This window comes from Streptomyces sp. B21-105, assembly GCF_036898465.1.
GTDB lineage: Bacteria > Actinomycetota > Actinomycetes > Streptomycetales > Streptomycetaceae > Streptomyces.
In genome coordinates this window covers 1,074,045-1,087,577 of record NZ_JARUMJ010000001.1, presented here as the reverse complement: position 1 = coordinate 1,087,577, position 13,533 = coordinate 1,074,045, and the positions used below count along the sequence as shown (strand labels likewise).

The following is a 13,533-nucleotide window of genomic DNA, read 5'->3' as shown; positions in this document are numbered from 1 at the left end:
CGGCGACGGAATGGCCCCATAGCGTTGCCGCGGCCAGCCCTCGTGGCGCCATGCCCCAGAGCTTCCTAATGCTGTCCCCTGGGGCGCGGGGGACGCATGGGGGAACCGTAAATTCCCGGTGACCGAGGGAGGCGACCGCTCTCCGGCCGGGCCGCATGCAGGAGCTCGTATTATCTTTACGCCTCCGCAGCCTCTCGCGGAAACAATTCCGCACCTCATCGGCGTTGGTGATCTCCGAGTCGAGGAGGGGAAGGTGTCGGGCCTGAAGCTGTTCCGCACGGACACGACGAATAGCGGCATGACCGAGGTCACGCCGCGTCTTGCTGAGGCCGAGGCAGATGTGCAAGGTCTCGTCGAGGCGCACATGGAGACGTTGCTGGGTGTCCGGTTCCTGGCGAGCGAGTACGGCACGGGGCCGGTTCACGGGGGCCGCATCGATTCGCTCGGGCTGGACGAGAACGGATCGCCGGTCATCGTCGAGTACAAGCGCGGTGTCGACGCCGGCGTCATCAACCAGGGCTTGTTCTACCTGGCGTGGCTGATGGACCATCGCGCCGAGTTCGAGCAGCTGGTCCGCGACCGGCTCGGGGTGACGGCCGCGGCCCAGGTCCTGTGGAGCGGACCGCGCCTGATCTGTATCGCCGGCGACTTCACGCGCTACGACGTGCATGCCGTGCGCGAGCACCGGAGGTCGATCGATCTGGTCCGCTACCGACTCTTCGGCAGCGACCTGCTTGGCCTTGAGACCGTGGCGTCCGTGAGCGGCGGCATGCAGGTAGCACGCCGGCCGCGCCGCCAGGCGGTTGCCAGGGCGGCGGCCGGCGCCGGGGGCGCGTCGATGGTGGAGCTGGCGAACGCTGTCGACGAGGTACTGCTCGGGCTCGGGGACGGTGTGAACCGCGTCGAGCGTAAGACCTACCGGGCCTATCAGCGGCTGCGGAACTTCGCCTGCCTCTGCCCGCCGCAGCGCAGCAAGCTGCTGGTCTACCTGAAGGTCGACCCGCAGGACGTCGACCTCGTTCCGGGTTTCACCCGTGACGTGTCCGGCCTCGGTCACCACGGGACGGGTGATCTGGAGGTGCAGCTGCGTACGCCGCGAGACGTGGAGCGGGCGCAGGATTTGTTCCGGGCCAGCTACGCGGCGGCGTGATCGTCTGCCAGCCTATGGCTGCTCTGTGGCCGTGGGGTGGCCCCTTTCGACGACCGTGGGGTGTGGGTGGCCCCTTTCGATGTGCGAGTAGGGCGTGGCGGTGGACTACCAATGATGTGCGGGATCGCCGGTTGGGCTAATCGGCGATCCCGCGTTATGTTGCCCCGCTCTTGCGTGCTGACGATCAGCGTGTACGGCTGGCAGCGGGGGTGGCCGCGACCGCGGGGGTGACCGGCGGGCTGGTGACGAGGCTCGTTCTGCGTTCGGGGGTTCCGGTCTGTGGGTGGCGAGTGCCGGTTTTGTGGGCGAGGGCCTCGGAGAGATCGGCCAGCAGCGAACTCGGGGTGTGTGGGGACGCGGTGACGGCCCAGGTGGGCCGGCCAGGGCCGGGACCGGCCCAGACGGTCCAGGTGGCCAGGTTGTGGCTCGGGTGCTGGGCGGTGAAGGCGTCGAACTGGACGCCCGCGTCCCCGGTGGGGGACTTCCAGCGGATCCATCGCCCGTCCACGGTGTGCTTCCATCCGGCGTCGGAGAGGGGCTGCGTGGCCACGGTGACCATCTTCTCGTCCACCGGGGCGCTGATGGCCGCGTCCCAGCCGTCGCCTTCGGCGAGGTGATTCAGCAGCTCCTCCAACATCGGGGCGGGGGTGGCGCCGGTCGCGGTGAGGACCCACATGCGGTCGGATACGGGTGTCTCGTAGGCGGCCACGGTCCACGCTGTTTCGTGAGCGGGCGTTTCGTGGACGCGCTCGATGCGCAGGGTCTGGGACTCGTGGATGGCGTGGGTCGTCTCGTCCGACCAAGTCCGCCACTTCTCCCATTCGCTGTGGGAGTCGATGAACGCGTCGAGGAGCGCGTCGTGGTCACCGGCATCGGCCAGGTAGGCCGGGACGATCTCCGGCTCCGGACGGGCCGGTTCGGCCTTGACTGCGGTGAGGGAGAGCGGGGCGCGGGCCTCGGCAGCGGCGCGTTCGGTGTCGGTCAGGGGTGCCGGGCCGGGACGCATCTCGGCGCCGTGGACCTTCTCGAAGGCGAGCAGGGCCCCAGCGGGTGAGCCGAAGGTGTCGGTGACCTGGCGCAGGTGGTCCTCGCCGTGGAGATAGACGGACTTGCCGTTGCGGTGGAGGTAGGTGCCGACCGCGACGGTGGTGTGGCCGTCGTGGGCGTGGGCGTGGATGAGGAGCTGGCCGTGGCGGATGTCGTCGTGGATCTTCTGCGCCTGATTGGAGACCTCGCGGATTTCGCTGCGGGTGCACCAAGGCATCGGATAGTTCGCCCAGGTCCATTCCTCGTCCATGGCCTCCTGGAGCCGAGGGGTGATCTCCACGGTGATGCCGTCGGCGGACAGGTGCTTGGCTGCGTCCTTGGCCCAGTAGGGCTCCTCGTGGTCGATGCGGACCAGGACCAGGAGGTTGTCGGCGACGACGATCCAGTCGGCTGCCTCCAGACTCAGGTGGGCAACGTGGGCCTGGGTGCCGGTCAGGACGGCAGTCACGGCGCTTGGATGGGTGGGGTGGGTGTCGAGGCGAACGTGGGCGTCGATGGTGGGAGTCACGTTGGGGTGTCGTCTCTTCTACCGGTGGCCGGGCCTTCGGGTCCGGCCACCGGCGTGTGCGGGGTGCTATCGGGTTGCTCGCGTGGCGCGGCCGGTGTACGCGGCCGTCGTTGTTGGCGGGCCGGCACGGGTTGTGGGCGCCGGTCGCGGTTGCGGCGTCGGGACCGTTCCGGTGGCGTGCTGCCAGCGGGTGCGGACGGCGCCGATGTCGGCGAGGGAGCGGCGGGCGCCGACGACGAGCTGGAACGGGGTGTTCGCCGTGTCGCCGGCGTACGCCTCGATGCGCCGACCGGTGCGATCGGCGGTGGCCAGGAGGGAGCGCTGCAGTGCGCGCTCGCTCCAGTGCTCCACGGAACCGGCCGGTTCGGCCAGCAGGTGGAGCACGTCGCCCGGTTCGCTTCCGTCGTCGAGCAGGCCGCGCTGTTGGGCCTCCCACAGGACGGTGACGGGGTCGACGGGCTCGCGGCGGCGCGCCAGGGCGGTCAGGCACTGCCACAGGCCGGCGTGCAAGGGCAGGGTGAGGTCGTCGGGTAGTAGCCACCGGACGGACTCGATGTCGGCGGGGTTGGCGGTGGCGGTCGCGAGCAGCATCTGCTCCTCCTCGACCGCCTCCGTGTAGTCGGGCGCGACGGGCGGCGATGGTGCCGCGGTGCGGGGCAGTACGCCTGCGCGGGGCGGGAAGCGGGCTGCGATGTCGTCCACGACCGCGGCGAGCGCGTCGGCCTCGGCGAGCACCGCCTGGACGGGGTGCGGGAGGGAGACGTCGCGGGCGGTCTGGACGAGGCGTTCGGCGGCCGTCTGCAGACGGCGGCGGGCATGTTCGGCCTCGACCATCCGCGCGTAGGCAGGCGCGTGGCGGGACCAGGGACAGACCTGAACGAGGGTGTGCAGGTACGAGGCGGTCAGCCCGCGAGCCTGCTCGCGTCCCGTGGCGAGCACGCGGTCGAGCCACTTGGTGTTCTTTGCGTGCTCGGCAGGGTCGGGCAGTGGCAGGGTGCTGATCGCGGCGTACAGGGCAGCGTGCGCGGCGGTGGAGAACGAGTCGGCGGCGATGCCGCTCACGTCGTACAGGCGGTACGGGTCGAGGAGGAGGGCCCCGAGCAGGGCCTGCTCGACGTGGAACACAGGCTGGGGCGGTGCGATGGCGTCGAGGTCGTCTTCGTCGGGTTCGGGGGCGTGAGGCATCAGGCGGCGAGGGTGAAGTCGTCGGGGTCGAGGGTGACGCCGAGGTGCGGGGCGAGGAGGTGGCCGGCGAGCAGCGGGGGAACGGCGTTGCCGATCTGGGAGAACTGCTGGCCCTTGTTGCCAGCCCAGGGGTAGTCGGCGGGGAAGGTCTGCAGGAGGCCGGCCTCGCGGGCGGTGATCCGGATCGGCTCGGGAACGGTGGGCGCATCGGCTTCTTCGGCCGGCGGTGAGGCGGGCTCGGCGATCCAAGTGCACTCGTTCGCGCGGTGCCCGAAGAACAGCGTGCCAGCCGGCTCGGACAGTGGACGGACAGTGGCGTTTGCCTGGTTGTTGCTGCGCAGGGACCAGGACCAGCGGTGCGCCTCGGCGGTGAACGTCGGCGCCGGAGCGTCGGCGGCTCGGTTCTCGCGTGTGCCGTGCCGGGCCGCCCATCCGGCGCCTTCGCGGCGGGACTGCAGGACCACTCCGTCCGGCCGGGGCATCCAGGTGCCGCGCTCGCGGGCGTCGGACAGTGTCTTGCGGGAGCCCGACGGGAACGGTTCGGGTCCGCCGCCGGGTCCACCGCCCGCGCAGACGGTGGGGACGGGCCGGTCGGTCGCGCCCCATCCCAGAGCCTCGGCCATGCTGACCCAGCGGGCGCGGCCGGGACCGAACAGCGACTCCGGTTCGGCCAGTTGGGAGTGCGTGGGGGTAGGAGGCTGCACCGTACGGACGCGGGAGGCCAGGAGTATCGCCCGCTTCCTGGTCTGCGGGACGCCGAAGTCGGCCGCGTTGAGGATCCCGTACCAGACGGAGAACCCCCACTCGCGCAGGACGGCCGCGTACTGCTTCCACAAGGGCAGGACGTGAGGCACTTCCTCCATGGCGACCCAGTCGGGCTCGCCGACCGTGTTCAGGGCGTACAGATAGCGCATCGGCTCGGCTGCGAGCAGGGAGCGCTCGTCACGGCATGCGGCGAGGAGGCGTTCGCGGGAGTCGCGTCCGGCGGCCAGGTCCGCGACCGCCGCGTACACCAGCGGCTGGTCGAGCAGGCCGAGGCGTTTGCCGGCCATGCTCCACGCCTGGCACGGAGGGGAAGCGATCATTCCGCGTGTGCGGCCGATGAAGGGCCAGGTCGGATACCTTGCCACGTCGGTGCGGATGGTCAACTGCCCAGCCGCGGCCCGGGTCTTGCACGCCCACTCGTCCCATTCCAGCCCGATGTCGCGCACGCCGAAGACGTGCAGCGCCCTGCTCCAGCCGCCCGGCCCCGCGAAGAGGTCGAGTATCACGTGGCCAGCCCGAAGTCGGACTGTGTCGGCGCGTGCTTCGCGACGGCGCGGGCGGTGATCGCTTGCGATGCGCGGGCGGACGCCGCGGACAGTTCCTCCGCGCCGGGCTCCCGATACCACGGCCGGAGGTCGAGCATGGCGGCGCGCATGCCGGTGGCGAAGCAGAGCGCGGTGCCCTTGGGCAGGGCGCGGATCGCGTCGGCGGGCAGGATCCGTTCCTGCCGCATCGACACTGACGTGCTCTTGCCGGACTCCGAGTGCGAGGTGGACGTGGTCTCCACGTCGTGGTCGCCGATCAGGCGGCTGAGCTTGTCTGCGAAGTCCGGGTCGTCAATACCGCTGCCGATCACCTTGACAGTCGAGGCGGACCACATGGCGTCCATGCCCGCGTCTCCCCAGACCTTCTGGCCTTGGCGGTAGGACTGGAGGATCGTGATCGGGATGATCCCGCGGCTGCCGAGGTGGGAGTACAGGTCCGGCAAGTCGCTGATCTTGCACACGTTGGCGGCCTCGTCGAGGATCGCCAGCATGGGCGGATCCAGGCGCCCGCCTGCACGTTCGGCCTGCGCGGTCGCGGCCCGCATCACCGAGTCCGCGCACGCGGCGATCAGCGCCGAGGCTCCGCCGCCACCGTCCTTGCTGAGTAGGAACAGCGTGTCGGTGGACGTGACGAACTGCTCCGGCCGGAATTCCGGAACGTCCCTCTGTGGCGTCACCCACGCGGCGATTTCCGCGTTCAGGAGCGCGGAGGCGTACTGCCGGGCTGTCTCGTAGATACCGTCCCTCGTTTCCGGGGGGCCTTCGACGGTGCCCTTGAGCTGAGCGGCGACGGCGGCGAAGTCGTGGTCGCGCAGGATGTCCAGCGGAGTGCGGTCGGCGGGGAAGGCGAGCCACTGCATGATGTCGGTGATGGGCCGCTCGTCGAGCGCCGCGGCCAAGAGCAGCTGGGACAAGATGTTGCTGCCGGCTTTCGACCAGAAGTCGCCCTGCTGGGAGGCGTCCACCGAGGCCGCGAGGAAGTGTCCGGCCAGACGGTTCGCCCCGTCCAAGGTGGTCGCGCTGGCGAGAGGGTTCCACCACATCTCGCGGGCGGCATGCGCGATCTGCTGTGGATCCATGGTCCACACCGCCCCCACCCGGGCCCTTGCCTCGTAGGCGGTGGTGAAGGCGTCGCCGGCGGCCTTGTTCGACGTCAGCAGGACCGGGCCGGGTGCGCCGAGCATGGACGGGATGGCGAGCGAGGTGGTCTTGCCGGACCGGGGCGCCATGATCGCGACGGCGACGTCCTCGAACCCCATCCGTACCTCGTGGCGGCTGCCCTGCAGGTTGCCGAGAAGGATGCCGGTGTCCTTCGCGTCGATGTGCTTGCTGTCCTTCAGGCTGGGGCGCAGGGAGCGGGCTTTGTCGGTGATCGCCTTGGCCATCAGCGGCTCGATGTCCCGGGCCTTGGCCATGTCGGTGATCTTCTTCCGGCTGCCGCTTCGGTTGTTGTGCCGGGCCCACAGGACGCCAGCCCCTGCCCCGAGAGCGAGCAGCAGGAGAACGGGGACGATGCGGGCACCGATCAGCAGGGACGTTTCTCCTGCGTCGGACCAGACCTGCTCGGGGTGGAGCAGGGCGTTGGTCGGCTGGTAGGGGGCCCAGCTAGTGCCGGTGAGGTAGGCGGTGATGTTGCCGGACAGCCAGGCCAGGTGGGACAGGGGGACGACGACGGCGAGCACCCCGAGGAGGAGGCGCAGGACGAGGTCGTATCCGTCGGTGTTGCTGCTGGAGGAGGAAGGGGGCAAGGGCTATGTGCTTCCGGGCGGGGAGGGAGGGTCGGCTGCGGCCGTGCCTGGGCGGCACTGGCCGTGAAGGGATCGAGGCCGTCGGCGTGGTGGTGTGTCGGGCGGGAGGGAGTGAACGCGGTCTTCCAGCGCGCCGGCGACGTACACGGCGAGCACGTCGGTCGTCCGGCGGATGACGACGTTCGGATCGAGGGTCGGCAGACTGCGCCCGCTGTCGGTGCGGTGCACGGGCTTCGGATCGCCGAGCGCGGCGACAAGGTGTGACGGAGTGTGCGCACCGAAGCGGGCCTGCCAGACCGTCTGGTGCATGCCGAGGGTGACCGTGACGAACCAGGCTTCCGGATCAGCCGGTGTTCCCAGCCGCTCGACGTACGCCGTTTTGTTGGGGAAGCAAGGCCGTTGTCACCGTACGGTGACCAGCTGGCCTGCCGGAGCGCTCCGTACGGGTCGCAAGGCGCGTCAGCGGCTGGGGCCGGGTCGGTGAGGGCGTCGGTGAAGGCGGCGATCAGTTTGACGGCCGTGCGGGCGCCGAAGCTGGCGTACCAGGCGGGCCGGTCCGGCTCGGCGACGTGGTGCAGGATCACTACTGGTCGTCGGGGTCGGGCTCCAGGCGCAGGAGGGCCTTCTGGTCGGGGGTGGAGAGCAGGACGCGTGGCACCAGGGGGTCGTTGCCGTGGCTCCATCCGCAGGCAGGGTGGAGGGGAACGGTGATCCAGGTGGGGTCACCGCCGCCGGCGAGGCGGCGCGGCGTGATGAAGTCGACCTCGACGGTCTCGGGAGTCGGGGCCCTAGTCACTTCCGTGCCGCGGTTCGTCGCACGGGTGCGAGGGCAGGCATGGGAACCAGGGATGAAGGGGCCTTGCGGGCTGCGGTGTTGATCTCCCGGAGGGCTTTGCCGTGGGTGGCCCAGTCGTCGAGGTAGCTCCAGGATTCGGCGTGATGTTCGGCGAGGGCGTCGTCGAATTCGGCGGTGCCGGGCTTGGCGGTGGCGGGCAGGGCCTCGCGGGTGAGCAGCCATTGCTCGTGCAGTTCGTCGAGACGGTCGAGGGCCGTGTGCAGGACGCCCAGCTGGTATACCCAGCGGCTCTGCACCGTGTTCTCCGGCAGTTGGGTCAGCTGTGTCTCGGCGGTCGCCAGCAGGTGCCGGGCGCCGTAGCGGAGCGGCTCGAACGCCTCGGCAGTGTCGGCATCGCGCTGGCTCTTGCGCATGCCGTAGGCGTGGTCGTCGTAGGGCCAGCCGTCGAGGCTGGTGTGCTCGTCGGAGTAGGCGTCCCAGGCGTCCAGGATCTTCTGGCTGTCCCGCACGTAGTGGTCGAGGTGGCGCAGGAAGTCGCGGTGTGCGTGGTGGTCTCGGGAGATGGGGAGGTGTCCTGTCAGGTCAGCGGCGAGCGGCTGGCTGCGTGGTACTGGCGCGCGCCGGGATCGTCGCGGGTTTCGTCTGTTGGCGGCGGGCTGAGCGTGCCTGGGCGCGCAGATGCTTGATGCGCGTGGCGTGGGCGTCGACCACCTTCTGCGGGCGCAGCGGGCTGGGCTCCTGTACGGCGCTGTAGTGGCCGGTGCGTTCGAACATGCCGCGCTGGAGCGGGCTGCGGTCGGTCAGCGCGGTGAGGAACGCGCTGACCAGGTGAGCGGGGGTGTGCTCGTCGAGGTAGGCGTGCCAGATGCGCGGGCCGGAAAACTCCCCGTGGCCGGGCTCGCGGGTCTCGATGTGCCAGGACGACCGGTCGTGGAATTCGCTCAACGGCCGCAGTTCGATGTGGCACATGGAGTCCGGCGAGCGCGCGCCGTCTGGCTCGTGGTGCCATCCTGCCGAGGTCACCTGCTGCCACGGGTCCGGCTGCTGTGGCGGCGGGGCGGTGAGGGCGTCGGTGAAGGCGGCGAGGACCTCGGCGGGCACGAGTTCGCCGAACTCGGCGTACCAGCCGGGCTCGGTGCCGACGGGCTCCGCCCGTAGCCGCCACCACGCCGAGGTGCGGGACTGCAGGTCGAACTGGAGCCGGTGGCGAAGGTCAGGGCTTGCCAGGATGATCTCGGCGCTCAGGGGGTCGGAGACGGCGTTCCATCCGGCGGCGGCCAGGCCGTGGGTGACGTGGCGGGCGTCTCCGGGGCCGGCGAGGTGGCGGGGGCTGGTGTCGTACGGGATCTGCACGGCGTGCTTGTCGGCGAAGGCGGCGAGCTGCCGTTCGCTCAGCGGCACCAGCAGCACCCCTGCTCGCTCGTCGGCGAACTGCCGTACAGGTCACGGAGGTCGTCCAGCACGTAGTGGAGGGTGTGCTGGTCGGCCAGTTCCCACGCGGCCGTGCGCAGCTCGGTGATCAGCAGGTCGCCCTGCGCCGTGCGCGGCGCGTCAGGGCTCTCCTGAACGGCGCGGGCGAGGGCGCGCAGCGTGTCGGCGAACTGGACGGGTAGGCCCGTGTACTCGTCGAGGAGGGGCTCGACGAGGGCGAGGGCTTCTGCGGGGTCGGGGTTCTCGCGCAGGTAGTCGGTGAGGTCCGCGAGCGTTTCGGTCAGGGTACGGATGGTGTCCGGGGTGAGTGCGGGCATCGGGCTCCTCGGGGCGGGCTATTGCGATCAGCGGCGGGTGCGTGTGCCGCCGGCCGGGGTGTAGGGGCGGGCGCTGGTGCGCGGCCTGGTGCTGCGGGCGCTGTTGCGGGTCCAGGTGGCGGCATGGGCGGCAGTGATGCGGGCCTGCTGCCACGCACTGAGCTGGGAGGGCTTCACGGACACCGACCAGGTACGGATCTGCGTGCTCATCGGCACGCGTCCGAGTGGGCGCATCACGGGGTCTGGGCTGGCGAGTTCGGTGGAGAAGGCTTGCACCAGGTGCATCGGGGTGTTCGGCGTGAAGTTGGCCGTCCAGCCGTTGCCCTGCTTGTCCTGCGCTCCGGTCCACCACATCGCCGCCCCGTCGGGGCTCTGCCGGTACTGCACCCACGCGGTGCAGTCGGGGCTCGTCGCCATGTAGTCCTGGCCCTCGAACCGCGTGTGCCATCTCTGCTCCTGCAGAGGGGCCCAGACGTTAGGGGCATGGGCGGAGCGGGGGCGGGTGAGGGCATCGGTCAGGCCGGCGACGATCTCCACCGGCGTTTGCTGGCCCAGGTGGGCGGACCACTCGCCGTTCGCTCCCTCGGCTCTGCCGTGGATGGTCCACCCGCCGGGGAGGACGTAGGGGTCGTAGGCGATGCGGACGGTGCGATCCGGGCTCTCCATGTGCAGGGGGCCGCCCGTCTTGGACCTGTCCCGCCAGCCGGAGGCGCGCAGGAACTCAGAGACGTGCCGGACGTCGCCGCCGCCAGCCAGGGCGCGGGGCTGGATGAGGTAGTGCTGTTCGGCCTGCTCGTCGGGTCCCCAGCCCTGCCACTGCTTCTTCTTCACCGGCGGCGCCGGACGACGAGCGGTGCGGGGGCCGGGAGCTTCGCCGCGGTGGTGGCGGGCTGGGTGCCGACGTGCTGCAGGGTGTCCTTGTGTTCGTCCAGGTCGAGGGTGATGTCGTGCAGTTCGTTCGAGGCGCGGCCCAGGGCGAGCCACACCTCTGCGGGGATGGTGCCTCGTTCGGCCTGGTCCTTGGCGAACACGCTGCCGGTGGCGACGAGGTGGGTGATGCCGCCGAGGACTCCGGTGTCGGGGTCGAGGACGCGGGCGATGACCTGCGCGGCCTGGGGAGGGGGAAGTTGAGAGAGGTGGTCGGCGAGCTGGCCGAGCTGGCGGGTGATCTCGTCGGCCAGTCTCACTGGGTAGGGGGCGGGGTGGGACATGCTCCTCCGGGGCGGGGGTGCGGTCAGTGGTGGTGCCGGTGGCCGACGCGCTGGGTCTCGGCGAGGACGGCCTCCGGACGGGCGCCGGCCAGCGGGGTGGTGCGGTCGGGGCCGGTCGGGATGCAGGCGCGCAGGTAGCGGCGGAACAAGGCTGTCGCGAGTCGGGGTTGGAGCCGGTTGCTGATGGGTGGGGGTGTGCGGGCTGCTACGGGTTTCTCCGGGATCGAGCGGTGCGGTGGGTGGCCCCGGCGAGGTGCCGGGGCCGCCCAGGGGTTTTACGGGGCGCGCCGGGCCTGTGCGGGGCGCGAGGGGGAGCCGGCCGGTGCCGGGTGCTGTGCGGCAGGGCGGGCCGCGCGGGTACGTATGTCGTGCACGGCCTGCCGGTAGGTGGCTTCCTCGAAGACGTCGGGCGTGCAGTTGACGTCGTACCCGGCCAGGAGCAGGGCGGGGATGGCGCGGGTCGCCAGGCGTTTCTGCTCGTCGGCACCGAGGTGTTCGGGCACCGTGTGCCAGATGTACAGCGGCGCGCCCGTGGGGTATTCGTGGCGTTCGAGGCCGAGCTGCTCCAGCAGGTCATGGAGCTGGGCGGGGGCGCCGGTGGGGGTGTCGGCGTGGAGGGTGGTCGTCAGGGCCTTGATGTAGATCTCGACGTCCGTGCCGTACTCGTCGGCCAGGTTGGCCATGTGTTTCCCTCTGGGATCAACGGTGGCGGGAGGCCGGGGGGTGGGCAGAGCTCGGCGGCGGTGTGAGGGCCGCCGGTTGCGGAGCGCATGCGGCGTGGTTGCGGGCGTGGAGGATCACGCACGCGGCCTGGCTCATGGAGTTCGCGGTGTCCCTAAGCCGAGCGAGGGGTTCGGGTTCCTCGCCGGGGGCAGCCCCCTGGAGGGCACTGGCGGCGATCCAGGCCCGGACGACCACTTCCCTGGTAAGGGGCAGCAGCCCGTTGACCGGGGCGGCGATCTCGGTCAGCACCTCGGCCACCGCACTGCTGGTCTTGGCGGCAGAGGCCCGCTCGGCGAGCTGGGTGAGGAAGCGCAGGGCCGCGTTGTGTTCGCTGTCCGGTGTGGCCAGCGCGTTCAGGGCGGGGTCGAGGTGGACGCTGTGACCGGCGGCAAGCAGGGCGTGCGAGGCAGCGGTCGCCTTCAGGCGCTGGTGCTCGACGGGCAGGCCGTGGGGAAGCCGGTGGTAGTCCCCGCTCGGTCCGGGAGCGGAGAGGAAGCCGCCGGTTCGCTGGAGAATGTAAGCCGCCTTCTCGGTGCCGCCGATGGCGACGACCAGGCCGGTGCGGGGGTCCTTGGTGATGGTGATGTACTCCAGCACCCAGAACTCGGGCTCCCTCTGCTTCATCGAGCCCTGGTGGCCGGCGCACGACTGCCGGCCGGGGAGGGCGGCATGGAGGCTGGGGCGGAGGTGGGCGCGGTCCGGCCTGCGGGGTGCTGGAGGGCGGTGCCGATGCCGAGTGCGTCGAGTTGCGGGCCGATCTCGCGCAGGGCGCGCGCCTGCGCTCTGGTGTCGTCGTTGTTGAGGCGGTAGATGCCGCTCTGCGGGTCCTGGACGAAGCCGTGGGCGACGAGGATCGCGCCGGCACGGTCGTCGGCGGGGGCAGTGGCGACGCTGCCGTCCGGCTGCCAGGTCAGGACGACCCGGTCCGGCTGGGAGGGCTGGATGCCGCCCAGGGCGTTGTGCCGGACCTGGGCGAGCGCGCTGTCGTAGCGGGCGAGCAAGCCGCCGGCTATCTGCTCCGCACTCAGGAACGGGTCGTCCGCCAGGGCGATGCCGTTGGGCTCGGGGACGCCGCGGTACGCCTCGTCGGGCAGGGCGCGGGGGGCGACGGCGGCGATGAGGAATCCGTCGCGTTCGTCGTGCCTTTCCAGAAGGACGAGCTGGGCACCGTCGGGGCGGCTCAGGACGGCTGCCTGCCGCAGCGGGTGCTCGGCGAGGGACGCGGCGACCAGGTCCAAGTCCCAGATGCGGTCGGCCAGTTCGGCGAGGTCGTCCTTGGCCTCCGGCGGGAAATGAGTGCTGGTCCAGGTGTCGGGGAGTTCGCCGGCGAGGACGTCGGCGTACGAGGCGAGGCGCTCGGAGGTGTCGTAGTCGTGCATGGTGTCCTTGGGCGAAGTAGGGTCAGCGGCGCAGTCCGGCGGCCACGGGGGGCGGCGGGACCGGGAGCGTGCGCGGCGGGGGCGGGCAGGCGCACACGGCGGAGCGTTCGCGTTCGGGGGCGGAGACCTCCCCGCTGCAGGTGCTGCGGCCCGGGTGCGGGGCGTGCCGGTCGGCGAGGGCGTTGCGGGTGTGGGCGACGTCGGTGCGGATGACGTGCAGGTGCTCGTCGACGAGGTAGCGCAACCGCCGTGCGATGTAGGGGTCGGCCGCCTGGCCGAGCCCGTCGTGGAAAGCGGCGGTGGCGATGAGTACTTCCTCCAGCGCGGCGAGGATGCCGTCGTGGGCTGCGGTCAGCTCGGTCAGGGCGTCGGCCGCCTCTTCCGTGGTGGTGGCTTCGCGTATGCGCTCGGCGATGTGGGCTACGGAGGAGCCCAGCGGGAGGTAACTGGCCGGCCGGTAGTCAGTGTCGAAGTCCTCGTCGCAGTCGACGTGGTACCCGGCGGCCCGGAGGCGGGCGACGGCGTCGATGGCGAGATCGGACTCGCCGTCCTCGGCGAGGCCGGTGGGGGCGCGGTGGTAGGTCTCGTGGACGCGGGCAACGGCGATGAAACCCGCGCGCTGCAGGACGCTGTGCGCCTCGGAGTCGCCGCCGCGGGCGAGGAGTTCGGCGGAGTGCGGGTCACGGCGAATGTCCAGGAAGCGGTCGGTACGGGGCAAGGAGACGTTT

At 71.1% G+C, this 13,533-nt stretch carries 17 protein-coding genes and 2 pseudogenes; 2 read left to right on the top strand and 17 right to left on the bottom strand.

What is annotated here, in order from left to right:
• Positions 1-253: 253 nt before the first annotated feature.
• Positions 254-1,150: a DUF5655 domain-containing protein gene (locus tag QA802_RS04720; RefSeq protein WP_329407350.1), complete on the top strand. Its 897-nt coding sequence runs from the start codon at positions 254-256 to the stop codon at positions 1,148-1,150.
• Between the two features lie 184 nt (positions 1,151-1,334).
• Here QA802_RS04720 and QA802_RS04715 read toward each other — a convergent pair whose 3' ends face one another.
• From QA802_RS04715 to QA802_RS04700, 4 genes are all read right to left on the bottom strand, one after another.
• A complete protein-coding gene (locus QA802_RS04715; RefSeq protein WP_329407348.1) occupies positions 1,335-2,705 on the bottom strand; it encodes an SPDY domain-containing protein in 1,371 nt (456 codons plus the stop codon).
• A 66-nt stretch (positions 2,706-2,771) separates the two neighbouring features.
• The gene (locus QA802_RS04710; protein WP_329407346.1) at positions 2,772-3,890 is read right to left on the bottom strand and encodes a DnaB-like helicase N-terminal domain-containing protein; all 1,119 of its coding nucleotides are present in this window, start codon (positions 3,888-3,890) and stop codon (positions 2,772-2,774) included.
• Positions 3,890-5,161 carry a DNA cytosine methyltransferase gene (locus QA802_RS04705; RefSeq protein ID WP_329407344.1) on the bottom strand — a complete coding sequence of 424 codons (1,272 nt, stop codon included), beginning with the start codon at positions 5,159-5,161 and terminating at the stop codon, positions 3,890-3,892. The genes QA802_RS04710 and QA802_RS04705 overlap by 1 nt, the downstream gene beginning before the upstream one ends.
• Positions 5,158-6,948 (bottom strand): type IV secretory system conjugative DNA transfer family protein, encoded by a 1,791-nt coding sequence (locus tag QA802_RS04700; protein ID WP_329407343.1) that lies wholly within the window; start codon positions 6,946-6,948, stop codon positions 5,158-5,160. Before QA802_RS04700 ends, QA802_RS04705 begins: the two co-directional genes overlap by 4 nt.
• Before the next feature lie 111 nt (positions 6,949-7,059).
• Between QA802_RS04700 and QA802_RS04695 the strand changes: the two genes are divergently transcribed.
• Positions 7,060-7,212, top strand: coding sequence for a hypothetical protein (locus QA802_RS04695; RefSeq protein WP_329417640.1), 153 nt, complete (start codon positions 7,060-7,062; stop codon positions 7,210-7,212).
• Positions 7,213-7,251: 39 nt separating this feature from the next.
• Here the strand turns inward: QA802_RS04695 and QA802_RS04690 are convergent.
• The 13 genes and pseudogenes from QA802_RS04690 to QA802_RS04630 all read right to left on the bottom strand — a co-directional run.
• Positions 7,252-7,308: pseudogene (locus QA802_RS04690) on the bottom strand (hypothetical protein); the annotation flags it as partial.
• A 149-nt stretch (positions 7,309-7,457) separates the two neighbouring features.
• Positions 7,458-7,532, bottom strand: a pseudogene (locus QA802_RS04685) (hypothetical protein); the annotation flags it as partial.
• Positions 7,532-7,744 (bottom strand): hypothetical protein, encoded by a 213-nt coding sequence (locus QA802_RS04680; protein ID WP_334518304.1) that lies wholly within the window; start codon positions 7,742-7,744, stop codon positions 7,532-7,534. The gene QA802_RS04680 and the pseudogene QA802_RS04685, both read right to left, overlap by 1 nt.
• Entirely contained in the window at positions 7,741-8,253 is a 513-nt protein-coding gene (locus QA802_RS04675) for a hypothetical protein (protein WP_329407341.1), read from the bottom strand. The genes QA802_RS04680 and QA802_RS04675 overlap by 4 nt, the downstream gene beginning before the upstream one ends.
• A gap of 73 nt (positions 8,254-8,326) precedes the next feature.
• On the bottom strand, positions 8,327-9,145 hold the full coding sequence (locus QA802_RS04670; protein WP_334518302.1) for an SPDY domain-containing protein: 819 nt from the start codon (positions 9,143-9,145) through the stop codon (positions 8,327-8,329).
• A complete protein-coding gene (locus QA802_RS04665) occupies positions 9,136-9,492 on the bottom strand; it encodes a hypothetical protein (RefSeq protein ID WP_102913825.1) in 357 nt (118 codons plus the stop codon). Before QA802_RS04665 ends, QA802_RS04670 begins: the two co-directional genes overlap by 10 nt.
• A 27-nt stretch (positions 9,493-9,519) precedes the next feature.
• Positions 9,520-10,323, bottom strand: a complete 804-nt coding sequence (locus tag QA802_RS04660; protein ID WP_329407337.1) for an SPDY domain-containing protein — start codon at positions 10,321-10,323, stop codon at positions 9,520-9,522.
• Entirely contained in the window at positions 10,320-10,703 is a 384-nt protein-coding gene (locus QA802_RS04655) for a hypothetical protein (protein ID WP_329407336.1), read from the bottom strand. The genes QA802_RS04660 and QA802_RS04655 overlap by 4 nt, the downstream gene beginning before the upstream one ends.
• 23 nt (positions 10,704-10,726) lie before the next feature.
• Positions 10,727-10,852 (bottom strand): hypothetical protein, encoded by a 126-nt coding sequence (locus tag QA802_RS04650; RefSeq protein ID WP_329407334.1) that lies wholly within the window; start codon positions 10,850-10,852, stop codon positions 10,727-10,729.
• 126 nt (positions 10,853-10,978) lie between these two features.
• The gene (locus QA802_RS04645; protein WP_319322155.1) at positions 10,979-11,386 is read right to left on the bottom strand and encodes a hypothetical protein; all 408 of its coding nucleotides are present in this window, start codon (positions 11,384-11,386) and stop codon (positions 10,979-10,981) included.
• Between the two features lie 16 nt (positions 11,387-11,402).
• Positions 11,403-12,050, bottom strand: a complete 648-nt coding sequence (locus QA802_RS04640; RefSeq protein WP_329407331.1) for a hypothetical protein — start codon at positions 12,048-12,050, stop codon at positions 11,403-11,405.
• Positions 12,047-12,805, bottom strand: coding sequence for a hypothetical protein (locus QA802_RS04635; protein ID WP_334518296.1), 759 nt, complete (start codon positions 12,803-12,805; stop codon positions 12,047-12,049). The genes QA802_RS04640 and QA802_RS04635 overlap by 4 nt, the downstream gene beginning before the upstream one ends.
• A gap of 22 nt (positions 12,806-12,827) precedes the next feature.
• Positions 12,828-13,523 carry a hypothetical protein gene (locus tag QA802_RS04630; protein WP_329407328.1) on the bottom strand — a complete coding sequence of 232 codons (696 nt, stop codon included), beginning with the start codon at positions 13,521-13,523 and terminating at the stop codon, positions 12,828-12,830.
• Positions 13,524-13,533 lie beyond the last annotated feature (10 nt).